This window comes from Paenibacillus sp. FSL F4-0236, from assembly GCF_038000135.1.
GTDB lineage: Bacteria > Bacillota > Bacilli > Paenibacillales > Paenibacillaceae > Paenibacillus_AQ.
Genome location: NZ_JBBOBK010000001.1, coordinates 4144052 through 4162683, shown reverse-complemented (window position 1 = coordinate 4162683; position 18632 = coordinate 4144052). Strand labels below are relative to the sequence as shown.

General features: G+C 42.5%; 8 protein-coding genes. 2 read left to right on the top strand and 6 right to left on the bottom strand.

Going from position 1 to position 18632, the window contains the following annotated elements:
- The first annotated feature begins 38 nt into the window (after nucleotides 1-38).
- Entirely contained in the window at nucleotides 39-1679 is a 1641-nt protein-coding gene (locus tag NSQ29_RS18795; RefSeq protein WP_341125824.1) for a PAS domain-containing sensor histidine kinase, read from the top strand.
- Between the two features lie 60 nt (nucleotides 1680-1739).
- Here NSQ29_RS18795 and NSQ29_RS18790 read toward each other — a convergent pair whose 3' ends face one another.
- From NSQ29_RS18790 to NSQ29_RS18765, 6 genes are all read right to left on the bottom strand, one after another.
- Nucleotides 1740-2591: a DegV family protein gene (locus NSQ29_RS18790; RefSeq protein ID WP_076300004.1), complete on the bottom strand. Its 852-nt coding sequence runs from the start codon at nucleotides 2589-2591 to the stop codon at nucleotides 1740-1742.
- 155 nt (nucleotides 2592-2746) lie between these two features.
- Nucleotides 2747-3610, bottom strand: a complete 864-nt coding sequence (locus NSQ29_RS18785) for an AraC family transcriptional regulator (RefSeq protein ID WP_188114583.1) — start codon at nucleotides 3608-3610, stop codon at nucleotides 2747-2749.
- A gap of 144 nt (nucleotides 3611-3754) precedes the next feature.
- Nucleotides 3755-5437, bottom strand: coding sequence for a glycoside hydrolase family 13 protein (locus NSQ29_RS18780; RefSeq protein ID WP_341061575.1), 1683 nt, complete (start codon nucleotides 5435-5437; stop codon nucleotides 3755-3757).
- Nucleotides 5438-5531: 94 nt separating this feature from the next.
- The gene (locus NSQ29_RS18775; RefSeq protein WP_340968331.1) at nucleotides 5532-7850 is read right to left on the bottom strand and encodes a glycoside hydrolase family 65 protein; all 2319 of its coding nucleotides are present in this window, start codon (nucleotides 7848-7850) and stop codon (nucleotides 5532-5534) included.
- A 297-nt stretch (nucleotides 7851-8147) separates the two neighbouring features.
- A complete protein-coding gene (gene pgmB, locus NSQ29_RS18770; RefSeq protein WP_341125823.1) occupies nucleotides 8148-8804 on the bottom strand; it encodes a beta-phosphoglucomutase in 657 nt (218 codons plus the stop codon).
- A gap of 223 nt (nucleotides 8805-9027) precedes the next feature.
- Nucleotides 9028-10074 (bottom strand): LacI family DNA-binding transcriptional regulator, encoded by a 1047-nt coding sequence (locus NSQ29_RS18765; protein ID WP_042186323.1) that lies wholly within the window; start codon nucleotides 10072-10074, stop codon nucleotides 9028-9030.
- A 745-nt stretch (nucleotides 10075-10819) separates the two neighbouring features.
- Here NSQ29_RS18765 and NSQ29_RS18760 point away from each other — a divergent pair.
- The gene (locus NSQ29_RS18760; protein ID WP_341125822.1) at nucleotides 10820-18571 is read left to right on the top strand and encodes a pullulanase; all 7752 of its coding nucleotides are present in this window, start codon (nucleotides 10820-10822) and stop codon (nucleotides 18569-18571) included.
- Nucleotides 18572-18632: the final 61 nt, after the last annotated feature.

The following is an 18632-nucleotide window of genomic DNA, read 5'->3' as shown; positions in this document are numbered from 1 at the left end:
AATGATAATGGATGAGAGAGCCTGAGGTGAAATGAATTGTGGATAAAGACTGGACGTCCATTTTAATACGATTGCTTTCGGAAGAGAGCGCTTATAAATCGTTATATGACCATCATCCTAATTTGATATTTGTGTTGGATCGGCAAGGTCGCTGCGTAGGAACGAATCGTACGTTCTATCTAGAATCCAGTGCAGAAGCATCGTTCCAAGATATAGGTCTGACAGCACTTAAAAGAATATACCTTGTTGATGTAGCAAGTTTTGAGGCTGCCCTGCAAGGGAATCCCTCTAGCTTTGAATTGCAAGATCTGAACAATCCCAAAGCGGACGTTGTGAAGGGAAACTTTATTCCTATAACGATAGACGAGGGAATTGTCGGGGTATTCGCGATCATACAAGTGGATAACAGCAACTATCATCATTATTCGGAAGGGTTACATGACTGGCTAAACGCATTAGCAGATTCTTTTCATGCTAAATTATCGGATAAGGTAGAACTAGAGTCAAACTTCAAATCTACTTTTGCTGCTGAAGTCGAAGATAAACGAGCGAACCTTATTCTGAACTCCGTCTCAGCTGGAATATTCGTACTAGATAATATAGGGCGAACGCTCTTTATTAACCGTGAGGGAGCAGATATGTTAGGTTACCAGCCTACAGAATTGGTTGGCCTGAAGCTGATGGAATATATTCATCAAATCCAAGGCGATGGGTCACGTTATTCAACCCCTGATTGTCAGATTAGTCTTACAATTGCAGATGGAATTATCCGCAGGAAAGACGATGAGATCTTCTGGCGTAAGGATGGAACCAGCTTTTTTGTCAATTATCGGGTGTCGCCTCTTATGGATGGGGGGATGATCTCAGGAGCAGTTATTGCTTTTAGTGATATCACGAATGCGAAAGAAATCGTTCGCGCTAAAGAATCTGCAGAACAGGCGGCGCAAGCCAAATCTGACTTCTTAGCGATGATGAGTCATGAAATTCGGACACCGATGAATGGAATGATAGGGATGTCAGATCTTTTACTTGAAACTGATCTTGGAGAAGAACAGCGGGGGTATGTCGAGATTTTACGAAGCTGTAGTTACACGCTTTTACAGATCTTGAATGACATTCTTGATTTCAGCAAGATGGAAGCGGGTAAAATGCCGCTGCAAACCGAATCGTTTGAACTTCGAGAGATGATATCGGACATCATTGATTTATTTACGCCTAAAGCCGAAGAGAAGAAGCTGGCCTTGCGGTGGTGGGCGGATACGAGTGTTCCAACAACGTTACTGGCTGATCCAATCCGTTTGCGACAGATTATTGTCAATCTGGTAGGCAATGCTCTGAAATTCACAGAACATGGGAGCGTTACACTATCGGTTAAGAACATTCCACTTTCGGATTCAAAAGAATATTTATTGGAATTCTCTGTCCGTGATACAGGTGTTGGGATTGCCGATAATAAACTCAATTTATTATTTCAATCCTTCTCACAGCTGCACCCGATCATCAACCGTAAATATGGCGGTACAGGGTTGGGACTCGCTATTTGTAAGCAGTTGGTTGAGCTGATGGGTGGGACAATCTTTGTAGAAAGTGAAGAGAATAAAGGTTCAACGTTCCGGTTTATGTTACCCTTCATAAAAAAAGAGGTCGAGTTAAATTCAACTTCAAATCAGGAGGGGTAAACGCACAAATCCCCGGTTCATTGACTTACGAAGCAATGACCGGAGATTTGCGTTAGATTATTAATCTTGAAGCATATACATGAGACCTACAGTATGTGGGCCACAATGGCTACCAATAACACAACCTGCGTTGAGGATAGCGATCTCATTCACTTGAGTTTTCTCTCGTATCGCTGTCTCTAGATAGCGAGCATCTTCTTCCGCTAAGGTATGAACAACAATGAGCAGCTCTTTATCCATCCGATCGACGTTAACCAAGGCGTTCTGGAGCATTTGTTCCACGGCTTTTTCTTTTTTGCCACGAATTTTACTAGTAGGTACGATGCTGCCGTCTACAAGTCTAAGAACAGGACGAATTTTTAGCAGACTACCGATGAAATTCTGCATACCTGAACAGCGTCCACCCATATATAAGTAATCTAGCGTATCTACCACGAATTCTGTTTCTACAAGATTACGACTCTGCTTCAGCATAGCTGCAATCTCAATGGCACTGTAACCTTTTTCAGCGGCTCTGACAGCTTTCATAACGAGAAGAGCGATGCCTCCACATAAGGTCTGTGAATCAATAACCTGTACACGCCCCTCTGGGAATTCCCCAGCAGCCAAAAGTGCATTCTGATATGTAGAGGATAGTGATGAGGAGAGACTGATATATACAATATCATCTCCACGGCTAATTACCGGATGAAAAGCGGCGATAAAGTCAGCTGGCGAAGGCGCGGCCGTCTTTGGCAATACTCCGCTTGCTGCGACACGGCGATACACTTCTTCTGGTGTGATATCTTCACCATCTTTGTAGGTTCCTTCTTCAAATACTACGTAAAGGGGAACGATGCCGATATTAAAAGTATCCTTCCAGCCTTGAGGCAAATCGGAAGTGCTGTCTGAAAATATTTTTACAGTAGACATGAATTTCTCCTTCACCGATAATCGGACGACAATAGTCATTATTGAATCACATAATCTATTTATTATACCAAGATTAAGCCGATTCTCAAAATGAAATCGTAGAAATTCTGAAAGAAAGAAAGACTATCCGGAATTCCGAATAGTCTAAGTAAGCATTAATTTTTTTTCATAACCGGTATCCAGATCTCGCAGCGATAATCCTCTGCATCAGGTCTTCCCGGAAGGTATAGCTCAAACTCGGGTCCTCCTGTATGCTCATAGCCTGTTGCAGGGAACCACTCCTGAAAGATCCGTGACCATGCTTGCTGAATAGCATTCGGCATTGGCCCTACTGAGGTGAACACAGCCCAACTCGCAGCTGGTATCGTCGTAGAAGCAAAGCCCTGAGCGTCCGTCTCTGGAGAGGCTTCGACAGCAATCCAATAGGAGAAGGTTTCTTTTTCGTGATTAAAATCTTTACAAATACCAAGGATGTCCTTATCAACACCGATCTCAATCAGCTTATCCGACGTACCATTTTCGTTAGCTTCAATCCACAGCTGGGGGATACGGCGTAAATTCTCCCCATCTTTCGTTGTCATTTCCTCTACTAGTCCGATAACATTAAAAGCGTCTCTTGTCTCAATTCTGTAGTCCATTTCTTTATCTCCCTTCAGTGATAGATGGAAGGAGAGTCTAGGGAAGGCTTTGAGCTGTACCCCTGACTCACGCGCAGCAGAAGGAGTAATTCCATGTGCTTTGCGGAATGCTTTGGCAAACGACTCGGGAGAGTCATATCCGTATTTTAATGAGACATCTAGCACCTTAACTTTAGAAATAGCGAGTTCCTGTGCCGCCAGAGTTAGTTTCCGTTTACGGATATAGTCTTTGACTGATACTCCGGTGAGCATGTAGAACATACGCTGGAAGTGAAAAGGGGAGGAATAAGCAACCTTTGCTATATCTTCTATATTAAAGGTTTCCTCCATTTTGCTCTCCATATAATCTAAAGCTTCTTTCATGCGGATAAGCCATTCCAAGCCTGCCATCTCCCTTTGAGTTCATACTATCATGCCACCATTTGCAAATCCTGTTATTCCTTGCTCTCTAATGACAGGTTGCTGATGGAAGAATGATCTTAACAAAATCATCCTATATAGTATAACTCAGGAAGGTGAAGAGAGTCAGCTTTGTAATCTGTACACTCTTGCTTCGTAAGGACGCAGAATTTCTCGTGTGGGTGATTCATCCGGGTAATTTCCAATGATTAAATCAGTAGCGGTGCTCAGCTCAGCGGAGAGATCAACGGTTTGAGGAGCCTCGTTGAAGTTGAGCAGGATCAGCCATTGTTCATCCTCTAAAGTTCTTGTATAAGCATAAAGGTTCTCATGATCAGGCAGTAGCAGCTTATATTCTCCATATACCATAATCGGATTTTTTTTGCGTAAAGCAATTAATTCCTGGTAGTAGTAGAAGATTGAATCAGAGTCTGCCAATGCTTGCTCCACATTAATTTCCTTGTAAATCGGATTTACTTTGAGCCATGGTTCTCCTTCTGAAAATCCAGCATTAGCAGATGCATCCCATTGCATCGGGGTACGGGCGTTGTCTCGGCCTTTGACATGGATAGCGTTTAGAATCGTTTCATGATCTGCACCACCCTCAGTTACTTTTTCACGGTACATATTCAGAATTTCGATGTCTTTATAATCTTCCAGCGTTGTGAATTTTACATTCGTCATCCCAATTTCTTCACCTTGGTAAATATAAGGGGTGCCTTTAAGTGTATGTAGTAAGGTAGCGAGCATTTTGGCAGATATTACGCGATACTTCCCATCATCACCAAATCGTGAAACCATACGCGGCTGGTCATGATTGTTTAAGTACAGACTATTCCAACCCTTGTCAGCCAGACCGACCTGCCATTTATGAAGTATGTCGCGCAGTTTAGTTAATGTCCATGGGGCTACATCCCATTTGCCTCCTGGGCCGGAATCTACGTCCATATGCTCGAATTGGAATACCATTTGAAGTTCTTCACGATCTTCGTCTGTATAAAGAACGGCATCCTCTACTGAAGCCCCTGGCGTTTCCCCGACGGTCATAATGTCATAGCTTGAAAGAACCTTTTGGTTCATTTCATGTAAAAACTCATGGACTCGGGGGCCATTCATAAAGTAATCGCCACCCCAAGCAAGTTCCTCTGGCGCCTCGCCCTCGATTTGGAAGGAAGGTAGCCCTTCTGCTTTAGAAATCAAATTAATGACGTCCATCCGCAATCCATCCACACCCTTGTCGAGCCAGAAGGTAATCATCTTGTATAATTCATCGCGCAGCTTTGGATTGTCCCAGTTGAGATCCGGTTGCTTGCGTGAGAACAGATGTAGATAGTATTCACCGGTAGTCTCATCTAGTTCCCAAGCCGGACCGCTGAATATGGAACTCCAATTGTTTGGACGTTCGCCATTCGGTCCACCTGGACGCCATATGTAGTAATCACGGTATGGATTATCTTTTGACGAACGGGACTCTACGAACCATTGATGTTCATCAGAAGAGTGGTTGATTACAAGATCCATCATTAGCTTAATGCCACGATCATGCAGTCCAGTCAGTAGTTCCTCCCAGTCTTTTAGCGTGCCGAACTCATCCATAATATCTTCGTAATCGCTGATGTCATAACCATTATCATCATTTGGCGATTTATATACTGGTGACAACCAAACTACATCGACACCGAGCTTCTGCAAATAATCCAGACGTGAAATGATGCCTTGCAGATCTCCAATACCGTCACCATTACTATCTTGAAAGCTGCGTGGATAAATTTGATAAACGACAGCTTCCTTCCAAAAGGTTCTTTTCATTAATAATCACTCCTTATATAAGTTATCCATTTAGGAAAAAAATAAAGAGACCCTAAAAAGCTATTGGCTTCAAAGGGTCTCTTGTGGTGTCGGTTTATACTGTGACGGAATTGCTGTCAGCAGTGATGCTGCTTAGTCCGTTCACAGTATATTCTTTGTCATAGATAGTAATAGAAGCTGGAATATCAGTTTCATTCGTAACCGTAACCTGTGCGTCCGAAACGCTTACTTTTAGACGGGAGCCGCGGAACATGATTTTGAAAGAGTACGCTGTCCAGTGACCTGGGTTCGATGGGCTTAGAGTCAGTCTGCCATCATGAACACGTAATCCGCCGAAGCCATGTACGATTGACATCCAAGTACCGGCCATACTAGTGCTGTGTAAGCCGTCTTCGGTATCATTGTTATAGTTATCAAGATCCAGTCTTGAAGTACGCAAGTACATTTCATAAGCCTTATCCTTATATCCTAGTTCGCTGGCTAGAATAGAGTGGATACAAGGGGATAGGGAGGACTCATGAACAGTGATTGGCTCGTAAAAGTCGAAATTCCGTTTTTTGGTATCCAGATCGTAGCGGTCTCCTAGGAAATATAATCCCTGCAGAACGTCTGCTTGTTTAATGAAGCAAGAACGAAGGATACGATCCCAAGACCATTTTTGGTTTAGTGGCAGGTTCTCAGCTGCCAGATCCTTGACTTGAATAATCTCTTTATCTAGGAAGCCATCTTGTTGCAAGAAGATACCCAGTTCTTCATCTGCAGGATAATACATTTTGGCAATGATATCATTCCATTTTGCAGTTTCGCTCTCTTGGAGTCCTAGTTTGTCAACTAGTTCTGCATAGCGTGTGGATTCGTTCTTTTTCAGATAATCCAGAGCTTCTAAGGTATATTCCATAGTCCAGGAAGCCATCCGGTTGGTGTACCAGTTATTATTTACGTTATTTTCATATTCATTAGGTCCCGTTACGCCAAGCATCACGTATTTGTCTTTACGATTGGCATAGTGAACACGTTCTTCCCAGAAGCGGGAGATTTCCACCAGAACCTCAAGGCCATATTGACCAAGATAAGCTTTGTCTCCTGTGTAGTTCACATAGTTGTAAATCGCATAAGCAATGGCACCGTTACGGTGAATTTCTTCAAATGTAATTTCCCACTCATTGTGACACTCTTCGCCATTCATTGTAACCATTGGGTACAATGCGCCTTTTGCGAAACCAAGCTTACGAGCATTTTCCTTAGCCTTCTCCAAATGCTTGTAACGGTAGATCAACAGGTTGCGAGCAATAGAGGAGTCTGCTGTACTGAGATAGAAGGGAACGCAATACGCCTCTGTATCCCAGTAAGTGCTGCCGCCGTATTTTTCACCTGTAAAGCCTTTAGGTCCAATGTTCAGACGGTCATCTTCACCATTGTAGGTTTGGTTTAGCTGGAAAATATTGAAGCGAATCGCTTGTTGTGCTGAAACGTCACCTTCAATAATGATGTCGCTTTCTTTCCATTTCTCTCTCCAAGCTTCTATTTGTTCTGTCAGAAGGGTTACAAAACCAGCTTCCTTAGCAGCTTGCAAAGCAGTTTGAGCGGCATCGACCAATTGTCCAAGACCGTGATTACGCGAGGTTACGTTAGCAACATATTTATAAATGACGACTTGATCGCCAGATTGTACGGATACATTCATTTTGCTGGCTACATATTTCTCTTGTTCAATGGCTTCAGCATCAGCGTTGACTTTCTCACCGTTGATAAGGATATCAAAAGCCATAGCAGAGGTTACATGGAAATCGAGCTTTTTAGTCTTAAGGGTGAGGTGTCCACCTTCAGTGCCTGCTTGCTTCTCAACTTCATTCCAGAATTTCTCGTCGTAGTTGGAATCCTTGTTCTTCACGTCACCGTCGAGATAAGGAGTGATCGTAATCTTGCCTGAGAAATTCACAGGAATGATGGAGTAACGAATAGCACCGATTTCTTGACGAGTCATGCTGACGAATCGGATACTCTCAACTTTAACTTCCTTACCATCTTCGAGTGTGGCAGTGAAACAACGGGAAAGCGTACCTTCCTTCATGTTAAGAACACGACGGAAATCGGAAACCGTACATTTTGCCAGGTCTAAAGGAGTTCCTTCAATGTCGATGTTAATACCGATCCAGTTTGTGCTGTTCAGTACTTTAGCAAAATATTCAGGATAGCCGTTCTTCCACCAGCCGACCCGTGTTTTGTCAGGATAGTAAACGCCAGCCATGTAGCTGCCTTGTAGGCTACTTCCACTATATTGCTCTTCAAAATTAGCTCGACCACCCATAAATCCGTTGCCAAGGCTAAATACACTTTCAGAGATTTCTTGTGTCTGTGGATCAAAGGATTCTTCAATAATGGACCATTCATCAATTGTTAAATATTGTTTCACGATAACCGGCTCCTTTAAATATGTTGTGGGGATATATAATGAACTATATCTCTACTTTGGTGCTTGTGAGTCGCTCCGCTGGCGAAAGGTTGTTCCGATCGCTGTTGTCCCCAGATGCTTAAATTTGAAGAATTAAAGGTGAGCATCTGGGGACAAAGGCGAACGCTAGCGCTTCTACACAATCCTTTCGCCATCTCCACTTCAAGCGTACCTCTAGATATACATATTTCATTTATAAGTGGAATGCAGCAGGGCGAATCACATTAACACTTTCAGTTGATTAATGTTCGTTAGACTTTAAGCAAAAGATTTTTTGAGTTGTGACACACTCATATGAGCGAGCGATGGAACGACGATGTTCGCCGCATTGAGCGTTTCCGGTGAACCAATACCAACGCTGAACATTCCAGCACGCGACGCAGCTTCAATTCCTGCTTCTGCATCTTCGAAGACAACACAGTGTCTAGGATCAGCGCCAAGTGCTTTAGCTCCTAAAAGAAAAACTTCCGGATCAGGTTTAGCAGCACTTGTGTGTGTGCCATCGATGATTGCATCAAAGTAAGGGGTCAATCCGGTATTATTTAATATCGTCATTGCGTTCTTACTAGCAGACCCGAGGGCAACTTTGATGCCATTCTCACGGCACTCTTTCAGAAAATCAAGTGCACCTGGCAAAATCTCTGAGCTGTCCATTTTCGCAATATATTCGACATATCGATTATTCTTTTGTTCCGCAAGCTTAGCTTTCTCTTCTTCATCGATAGTTAGTCCGCCGATTTCCAGCAAAATATTTAGCGAGGCAGTTCTGCTGACTCCTTTAAGACGTTCGTTATCTTGTTCTGTGAAGAGAAACCCTAATCCATCTGCAAGCTCTTTCCATGCGATATAATGGTATTTGGCAGTATCAACGATAACACCATCCAAATCGAACAAGCAGGCTTTAATTTCCGTCATTGTAGTACCTCCTAAAATTTGTGACAGTATCGTGATCCATTGGGTAATCGTATCTGAATTTGCTTTCAATTCGTATAAGCTTTGCTAAAGATGTTAAGTTTATCTTAACCTCAGATTCGAATATTCACCCTGAAAAGAACTGGATCAAGAAGTTTTAGTAATTTAGCGCAAACGTTTGTACAGATTTTCAAAAAATAAATGAAGCGTTGATCGCTTCACTTATTCATTCGGTTTTGTTCTTAGCATGAGAGTACATGGATGACTCTCTCACGATCAAGCGATGTGGAATAACAAATCGGTTTGTATAACCAGCATCGTGATTCGGACTCTTGATATTCTGGATAAGTACCTGAGATGCAGTGTAGCCAAGATGATAAATTCCAATATCAATACTACTGATCGGAGGGCTGGATAATTCAGATAATGGAATATTGTTAAAGCTCACAATAGCGAGATCGTCAGGCACTTTGTATTTCAGCTCATTCAATCCGCGTAAAATTCCGAACGATACCATATCATCCACTGCAACTAGAGCAGTAGGCCGATTAGGCAAATTCATGAAAAAAGACATCGCTCTATATCCGCTATCCTGTAGAAATTCACCTTCTACAATCCATTCATCACGCATTTCAAGACCGCTATTCAGCAGTGCTTTACGGTATCCTGCGAGACGATCGCGAGAAACAATTAGATTAGGCGGTCCACTTACGAAGCCAATACGTTCATGACCCATTGAAATGAGGTGGTTTGTAGCATCATATGCTGCCATCACATTATCGTTATCGACAGATAAAATATTCTCATATCGATCACTTCGGCCTACCAGTACGAATGGATAATCGTTACTCTCTAGAAAATCAATAACAGCATCATCTGTACGAGAGTAAAGTAGAATAACACCATCTACTCGACGACCCTTTAGAAGTCTTGAAACGGCTTCCAATTCTTCCTTCTCGTTTGCTCCGGAGCTAATTAACACGTCGTAGCCGGAACGGCTAGCTTGTGTGACGATCCCTCGGATTAATTCCATAAAAAATAGATTTGAGAACAGCTCTTCAGCTGGTTTAGGAAGACTGAAGCATATACTATTTGTAGTTTTCGACACTAGACTCTTAGCCATCATGTTAGGTGTATAGCCCATATCTTCCATAATAGCTTTGACCTTGCGGGAAGTTTCCAGGCTGATTCTGGGGTGATTGGACAATACCCGGGATACCGTGGAGGGAGATACTCCCGCTTTCTTGGCCACATCCTTAATGGTAACTGTCATAGAAACCTCCTTATGGAACCGTTTGCTTTACACAGTAATATTAATCTAAGAGTTCTAAATTGTAAATAGATAAAGTCATTTGGAAGGGCAATATTGCTACTTTTGGAAAGAGTATTAGAAATTTATGTGTAAAATTGTTTGTTTTCACCAAAAAAGTATGAATGATTTAGCAAGATTGATCTTAATATGTATAAAAGATATCCGATTTCTTTGAGAGGAGCATTTCGTAAATGCAAACGTGTGGCTTAAATTTTTTGGAACAATTTGATTCGAGGAATGGAATTAGAGAGACATTCAAAAAAAAGGACAAATCTTAAATGGGATTATCAGGTTTACTTTTCTTTATTTTTACTTTTATGATAATTTGAGTTCGTTAAACACATAAAAATACTGGTTGACAATACCATAAATACAGCATTAGTATGTAAATCAAAATATAGCAAGCGTTTACATTGGGCGATTTTGGATCGATATCAGTTGTGTTAAGGAATGAATTTTATGTACTTAGGTTTGTGCACGACTTATTGCAAACGTTTGCACTGATTTCATGATTTTTGTGATGTTCTTTTACTTTGATAAGGATGGTGATGCTGTTAATCCGGTTTGACGAGCCGCACACATAGACCTTCTCCAACCACAGAAGGAAGACGCATGATTTCATAACCTCAGAATAATTGGCGGGGTTTGAGAAATTATGTATCCGCTTGCACAAAGAGAATTCATAATTATGGGAGGTTTTACAAAAATGAAAATAAATTTATGGGGTAAGAGGACGTTCGCGATCTTCATGATCGTTGCTCTTGTGTTCTCCAGTCTCGGCTTACACCCAGTTAAGGTTTCAGCAGAAACGACAAAGGTAGTTTTGGTCGGTGATTTGCAATCACAGTTTATTTCTACTGGGGCGGAAAATCCCGGCAAGGATTGGGATGAGACATCAGTAGTCACCCAAATGACTTACTCAGACAATGGGTTGTATTCTTTTACTGGGACTCTGCCAGCAGGAGAATATAATTATAAGGTTGCTCTGAACGATAGTTTTGATGAGAGTTATGGCTACGGAAATTACACCAATCCTAATGGAGTTAATAATAAAGGCGATATCCACATCAAGCTAGAAACAGAAACGACTGTAACCTTTTATTATAATGACATCACTCATAAAATAGCTGATTCTACGTATTACACGCCAATTACGCCTAAATTGACAGGAAACCTGCCAGCAGAGGCGTTGTCCACATTAACAGATCCGGATTTTGATGGTGTGTACAGTAGAGTTGTTACTGTGCCGCAGGGAGATTACACATATAAGGTTTCTGTTCCAGGAGCCACAGAAGCAGAGGATATGTCTTATCCAGAAAGCGATCTAGCGTTGAGCCTACCGTTAGATCTTAAGGTAACCTTCAAGTACAATACTGTAGATCACAGTGTGACCGCAGAATATAAAATCCCTACTGAACCTGTAGAGGTTACACCTGTTCCAGCAGGGCACATTCGTGTTCACTACAAAGCTAGTGATTACACCGATAAGGGATTGTGGTTATGGGGTGATGTTGTAAGCCCTTCTGTTGATTGGGCTATGGGTGCGACCCCTTTTCCTGATGGACAAATGGATTCCTATGGTGCATATGTTGATGTGCCGATTAAGGATGGGGCTAAGAAAATCTCATTCATCGCACTTCAGCGTGCAAGTGGTGCTAAAGATGGAGGAGATAAGAACTTCTCGATTAATACTCCACAAACTAATGAAGTATGGATCACAGAAGGCTCTGATGTAGTTACGCCTTATGAACCGGTTAAGCTTCCGGCAAATACCGTTCGGATCCATTATATGAGATCAGATTCCAATCAAAGTCAGTATGGATTGTGGTTGTGGGAAGATGTAGCAGTTTCACTTAAGGATTGGCCTAAAGATGCAATTCCATTCCAAGCCGATCAAGTAGGTCGCTTTGGTGCTTATATTGATATTCCATTGAAAGAAGCTGCAAAAAAAATTGGGTTTCTCGTAGTGAACCCGTTGAATGGCGATAATAAAGACGGCGGTGACAAAGGATTTACTCTACTGGATCGTTACAACCAGCTGTGGATAAAAGAAGGAGACAACAATGTATATGTTTCACCATTTGGTGAAACACCTATCGGTTTAGTATCTGCTGAAGTGTTGTCGACGAGCAAAATCCTTCTTGGTTTCACGTTAACTGACGGCTTGGATGCAGCAGCATTGAAGAATGAGATTACCGTTAAAGATAAAGACGGTGTTGCTATTCCTGTATCGGCTGTAACCATTACTAGCAAAACTTCAATTGAAGTTGATACAAAAGCCTTTGATCTGGATAAAGTTCCGCTTAGCGTTACTTATTCAGGCAAAACGGTCTCTGCGGCTAGTGGTTGGAGAATGCTTGATGAAATGTACAATTATACAGGAGATGATCTAGGGGCTACGTACAACGCTGACAAAACAGCCACGTTAAAATTGTGGGCTCCTAAAGCTAGCTCGGTTGTCGTAAATGTGTACGATAAGAATGACTCCAACGTGCTTGTGGGCAGTGTTGACTTAACGAGTGGAGATCAAGGGGTCTGGTCGGTTGATTTGAAGCCGACTGATTTGACAGGCACGACTACTAACGATGTAAGAGGATTCTTTTATCAATATGAAGTGACGAATGACGGTGTAACCAATAAGGTCCTTGATCCTTATGCTAAATCAATGGCGGTATTTACTATGGATACCACAGGTGCAGCTGGTGCTGGCGGGGATACAGTCGGTAAAGCGGCTATCGTTGATTTAAGACTGACGAACCCGGATACCTTTGGTTATGCTGATATTAAAGGCTACGAAAAACGCGAGGACGCAATCATTTATGAAGTCCACGTCAGAGACTTTACATCCGATGTATCGATCGAAGATAGTCTGAGTGGCGAAAGATGGGGCTCTTATAGCGCTTTTGAAAAGAAGCTCGATTATATTAAATCTCTCGGTGTAACTCATATTCAATTACTTCCTGTAATGGCTTGGTATTACGGGGATGAGACGAAGATGGGGACTAGAGAAACAGAATATTCCGCTAAAAACAATGAATACAACTGGGGATATGATCCTCACAACTACTTCTCTCCAGATGGTGCTTATTCGCAGAAACCTGCTGATCCTGAGGCACGGATTAAAGAATTAAAAGGTTTGATTGACGCCGTACATGAAGCTGGAATGGGTGTCATTCTGGATGTAGTGTACACACATATGGCTAAAAAAGAATTCTTAAACGACATCGTACCTAATTACTACGCGTTCCAAGATGCAAATGGCAACTTTATCGGAGGTTTCGGAAACAATCTGGCCACTAACCATAAAATGGCTGAGAAGTTGATGGTTGATTCCGTGAAATACTGGTTTGAAGAGTACAAGATAGATGGAATGCGCTGGGATATGATGGGCGATGCGACAGCGGAGGCTGTTCAGAATGCTTATGATGCCGCGGCAGAAATTAATCCGAAGGCACTTTTTATCGGTGAAGGCTGGAGAACATTCGGCGGTGCCGCAGCTGATCCTTCCCTTGCTGGAAAAGGGGCAGATCAGGACTGGATGGATAAAACGGATAGCGTCGGTGTTTTCTCTGACGAATTCCGCAATGAATTGAAATCTGGTTATGGTTCCGAAGGTCAACCTAGATTTATTACAGGCGGAGCGCGTCCAATAGCGACAATCTTTAACAATATTAAGGCGGAGCCCTCAAATACGCCTGCTGATGATCCAGGTGATATCGTTCCGTACATCGAAGCGCATGATAACCTGACGCTGCACGATGTTATTGCACAAACGATCAAGAAAGATCCTGCCATTGAGAAGAATGAGCTTGAAATCCAGAAACGGATTAGACTTGGAAACATGCTTGTTCTAACCTCCCAAGGCACTGCCTTCATTCATGCAGGCCAGGAATATGGGCGTACCAAGCAATGGAATAGCACTTCGGTTCCTCAGGATAAATACACTGAAATGTTTGATAGTGAAGGCAAATCCTTTGGTTATTTTATTCATGATTCGTATGATTCTTCGGATGCTGTCAACATGTTTGATTGGACCAAAGCAACGGATGAATCACAATTCCCAGTACAGAATACGACAAGAAAATATACGTCAGGTCTGATGGAATTAAGAAAGTCTACCGATGCATTCCGATTGGGCGACAAGGATCTGGTTGATTCCAATGTTAACCTAATTCCTGCACCAGAAATGAAGACCGATGATCTTGTCATTGGCTATTCGAACAAAGCTACTGATGGCACAGGTATCTATTATGTCTTCATGAATGGCGATAGCACAGCTAGAACTCTGACTTTATCGGAGGATTTGACGAGTGGTCAGGTGCTTGTTGACAATGATGAAGCTGGTGTTACTGCGGTTAGTCAACAGAGTGGTTTCATTTTAAATGCGAGTTCAATCAAGCTTGATCCTTTGACTGCAGTGATTATCAAAATGGAAGCTGAAGCCGCTACGCTTACTTCTATAGAGACCGATAGTGCAAGCTACACGCTGGCAGCAGGCAATACGCATCAAACAGCTGTTTTTGCGAAGTACGACGACAACAGCAGAAGAAATGTTACGCAATTGGCTACTTATACTTCCAATAAGCCTGAAGTGGCTACAGTAACCAATAAAGGTCAAGTGAAGGCAATTGGTAATGGAACAGCTGTAATTACCATTACTTATGGCGGTATTTCTACAACCGTTACAGTTAAGGTTACGGATAAGAGATATGTTCTGTTTACTTATACCCGTAGTGATAAGGATTATAAGGATTGGAACATCTGGGTCTGGAATACAGGAGTTAAAAATGATCAGATTGATTTTACAACCTTTAAGAATGGCACAGCGAGTGTTTTGATTGAGGTTGCTGAGAATGCGACAAGTGTAGGGTTCGTCATTCGTAAAGGTACCGATTGGTCGATTAAGGACCCCTACGGAGATGACCGTATCATTCCGCTGACGCCTGGTGAATTATTCACTAAAGTGAATGTAACTAGCGGGGTGAAGGAGTTTGATATCAAACCAAGTATTAGCGGTCCTATCCTTAAGGATGGAACGATTACTTTTAGATATCGCGATGATGCCTTGTTCCGTAATGGAAATATGGATGCGATCACAGCTGCAAAAGTAAAAGTGAATGGAAAAACATATCCAATGGTTTATGATTCCGCTAACGAGTGGTTCACTTACACGTTGACTGATTTAGTAGAAGGTACGTATAAGTATACGTTCTTGATCACGAAAAACGGAATCACTACTGAATTTACAGATCCTAAGAATACAGTGAATGATGAATCTATTGTTGTGTATCATATTCCTGACGTTAAGATTACGACATCCGTGAATCCGGAAGCAGTTACATCTAATCAGAATGCGGTTGTAACCATCAATGTAGTGACTTCAGAGGAGGTAACATATTCAGAGGGATACATGGATTTAACCAATCTTGGTGGACCAAGCAAAGTTAAGCTGGATACGGGGCTGATGAAACAGACAGTTGCTGTGAAGGACACGGTGTCAGCGGGGATCAAAAATATTCCGATTACGCTCGTGGATCAGTACGGAAATTCACATAAAGAAAATGCTAAACTCGAGGTAAAAGCGAGAACCTACACAGGTGATAAGCTGGATTTTGATTGGGATGAGGCTCGTATATACTTCGCGCTTACAGACCGCTTCAAAGACGGAGATCCAACAAATAATGAGAATGTAGATAAAGATCAACTGGAAGCATACCACGGTGGTGATTTCCGAGGAATGATCGACAATCTCGATTATTTGCAAGAACTTGGTATTAACACGCTTTGGATTACGCCAATTGTAGATAATATTGATTTTAATAAAGGTGATGGCTTCAAACAATACGGATATCATGGCTATTGGGCCAAGGACTTTACAAAGCTCGACGAGCATCTTGGTGATATGGAGACTTTCAAGGAATTGATCGAAAAGGCACATGACAAGGGCATCAAGATCATGGTCGACGTTGTACTCAATCATACGGGCTACGGTTTAAAGGTTGAGGATAAAGAGCCGACGATTACAGCTGAGGATAAAGCACGTTTTGAAGGAATGCTTCGTACGGATGGTGTATCCGCGGATACAGATCCAATCAAAGGCGAGCTTGCAGGATTGCCGGATTTCAAAACGGAAGATCCAGCCGTTCGTGAAAAAATTATCGCTTGGCAAACAGGGTGGTTAGATAACGCTCGGACGGAACGTGGAGATACGATTGACTATTTCCGTGTGGATACAGTCAAACATGTAGAAGATACAACTTGGAAAGCATTTAAAAATGCACTGACTTCAATTGATCCAAACTTCAAAATGACCGGTGAATACTTTGGCGGAACCATTGATAGCAATGGTGGAATGCTCGAAACAGGCCAGATGGACGGACTGCTTGATTTTGGATTTAATGATGCTGCGAAAGACTTTACTGATGGTAAAGTTAACAGTGTTGATTCCTATTTGCAGGAACGAGAGTTAAAGATTGATAACACGAAGATGATGGCTCAATTCCTGAGTAGTCATGATGAGGATGGCTTCTTGTCTAATTATGTGGATGGAGATAAAGGCAAGCTGAAAATCGCAGCCGCTCTGCAAATCACAGCCAAGGGACAGCCAGTCATTTACTACGGAGAAGAACTGGGGAAATCGGGCAAAAATGCAGGAGACATGTCTAAAGGTGAGTTCAGCGAGAACCGTAAAGATATGCCTTGGGATCAGTTGACTGCAGAAAAGCCACTTCATGATCATTATCAGAAGCTGTTGAATATCCGTGCAAAATACTCCAAAGTGTATTCCAAAGGTACGCGCACGAAGCTGGCAGGTTCAGATGATTTAGGTTATTTAGCCTTCAATAAGTCTTACGATAATGAGAACGTCGTGACGGTTATTAACACTAAGACAAGTGAGGAATCCGTAACGATTCCGGTACCGTTTGCTGCCAATTCATCTGTGAAGGATGAGTACAGCGGTAAAACATACACGGTATCCGAAGATCAAAAAGTAATCATTGATCTACCAGGTAGAGATGATGGGGGTACGGTTATTCTGGTAGAGGCATCGGATGTAACGCCGACACCAACACCAACGGCGTCACCAGAGGCAACACCGACACCAACAGTGTCGCCAGAAGCAACGCCAACACCAACGAAGAGACCAGAAACAACACCAACACCAACAGTGTCGCCAGAAGCAACACCGACACCAACAGTGTCGCCAGAAGCAACACCGACACCAACAGTGTCGCCAGAAGCAACACCGACACCAACAGTGTCGCCAGAAGTAACACCAACACCAACGCCGTCGCCTGAAGTGACAAATTCACCAACTTCTGGAAGCGTGGCAGTTAGCCCAACAACTCCTGCTGATATGCAAGTTGTCAGTGAGGATAGCTTAAAGAACGTGAAAGAGGGTAAGGTAGAGATTGTTATTGCTGCAGGTAAGACAGCGGTATTGTTACCGTTGCAAGCAGCAAAAACATTGGGATCTAATGACCTAGTATTTAAAGTGGGGGATCTATTGGTTACTATCCCTAACAAACTGTTAAGCACAATACCAAGTTTAGCTTCAGGTGTGGATGCGGAAGGTGCTCATATCCTGTTGGAGCTGAAACCATTGGTCCAGTCTGCTACAAAAGCATTAGTCGATGGTTTAAACAAAGAGGTGGGGACCGTAACTTCGCTTTCCGATGTGTTTGAACTGAGACTTAGCATTCTGAAGAAAGATGGTACCCGGATTGTAGTTAAGAAGTTCGATGAGCCAATCACAATATCGTTTAAGATTAAAGGTCAATCGAATAAAGATCTATTGGGGATTTACTATTTAGGCGATAATGGCGAGCTTGAGTACGTAGGTGGACAGCTGAAGGGAGACGTGATATCCACACAAGTCACGCACTTTAGTAAATATGCCGTACTTGAGATTGTGAAGTCGTTTAAGGATGTTCCAACTACTTATTGGGCATTCCATGCCATTCAGTCTCTTGCTGCAAAACAAATTGTTTCAGGGGTTATGACAACCGAATTTAATCCGAAGAGCAATGTTAGTCGTGCGGAATTTACCGCATTACTAGTTCGTGCACTTGGTTTAAATGCGGAAGGGCCGGTTCAATTTACTGATATCAAGTCAGATGCATGGTATTCATCATACGTAGCAACAGCGTCTAAGCTGGGCATTGTTAGTGGTCGAAGCAAGGATAATTTTGCGCCGAATGCATCCATTACCCGTGAGGAAATGGCTATCATGGTGATCCGTGCGCTTGAAGTGAAGTCTGGTAAGAAGATCGAACCAGCAGTGGGTGTCACGACATTTGCAGATGCATCTAGCATTAGCAAGTGGGCAGATAGCTACGTGAAGACAGCAGCAGGTCTAGGGCTTCTGCAAGGCAGAGAGAACAATCAATTTGCTCCAAAAGGGTGGATGACCCGCGCCGAAAGCGCACAGATTATTTATACACTACTGAGCAAGTAAACTGTACTTCGGTGTGCTGATTGATAGTGCACCGAAGTATTAGTAATTGGCTAGTAATGTG

Excerpts from the sequence above, each read along its gene's own strand:
- NSQ29_RS18765 (WP_042186323.1), bottom strand. The coding sequence starts at position 10,074 with ATGACAGTTACCATTAAGGATGTGGCCAAGAAAGCGGGAGTATCTCCC.
- NSQ29_RS18780 (WP_341061575.1), bottom strand. The coding sequence starts at position 5,437 with ATGAAAAGAACCTTTTGGAAGGAAGCTGTCGTTTATCAAATTTATCCA.
- pgmB (WP_341125823.1), bottom strand. The coding sequence starts at position 8,804 with ATGACGGAAATTAAAGCCTGCTTGTTCGATTTGGATGGTGTTATCGTT.
- NSQ29_RS18760 (WP_341125822.1), top strand. The coding sequence starts at position 10,820 with ATGAAAATAAATTTATGGGGTAAGAGGACGTTCGCGATCTTCATGATC.
- NSQ29_RS18790 (WP_076300004.1), bottom strand. The coding sequence starts at position 2,591 with ATGTCTACTGTAAAAATATTTTCAGACAGCACTTCCGATTTGCCTCAA.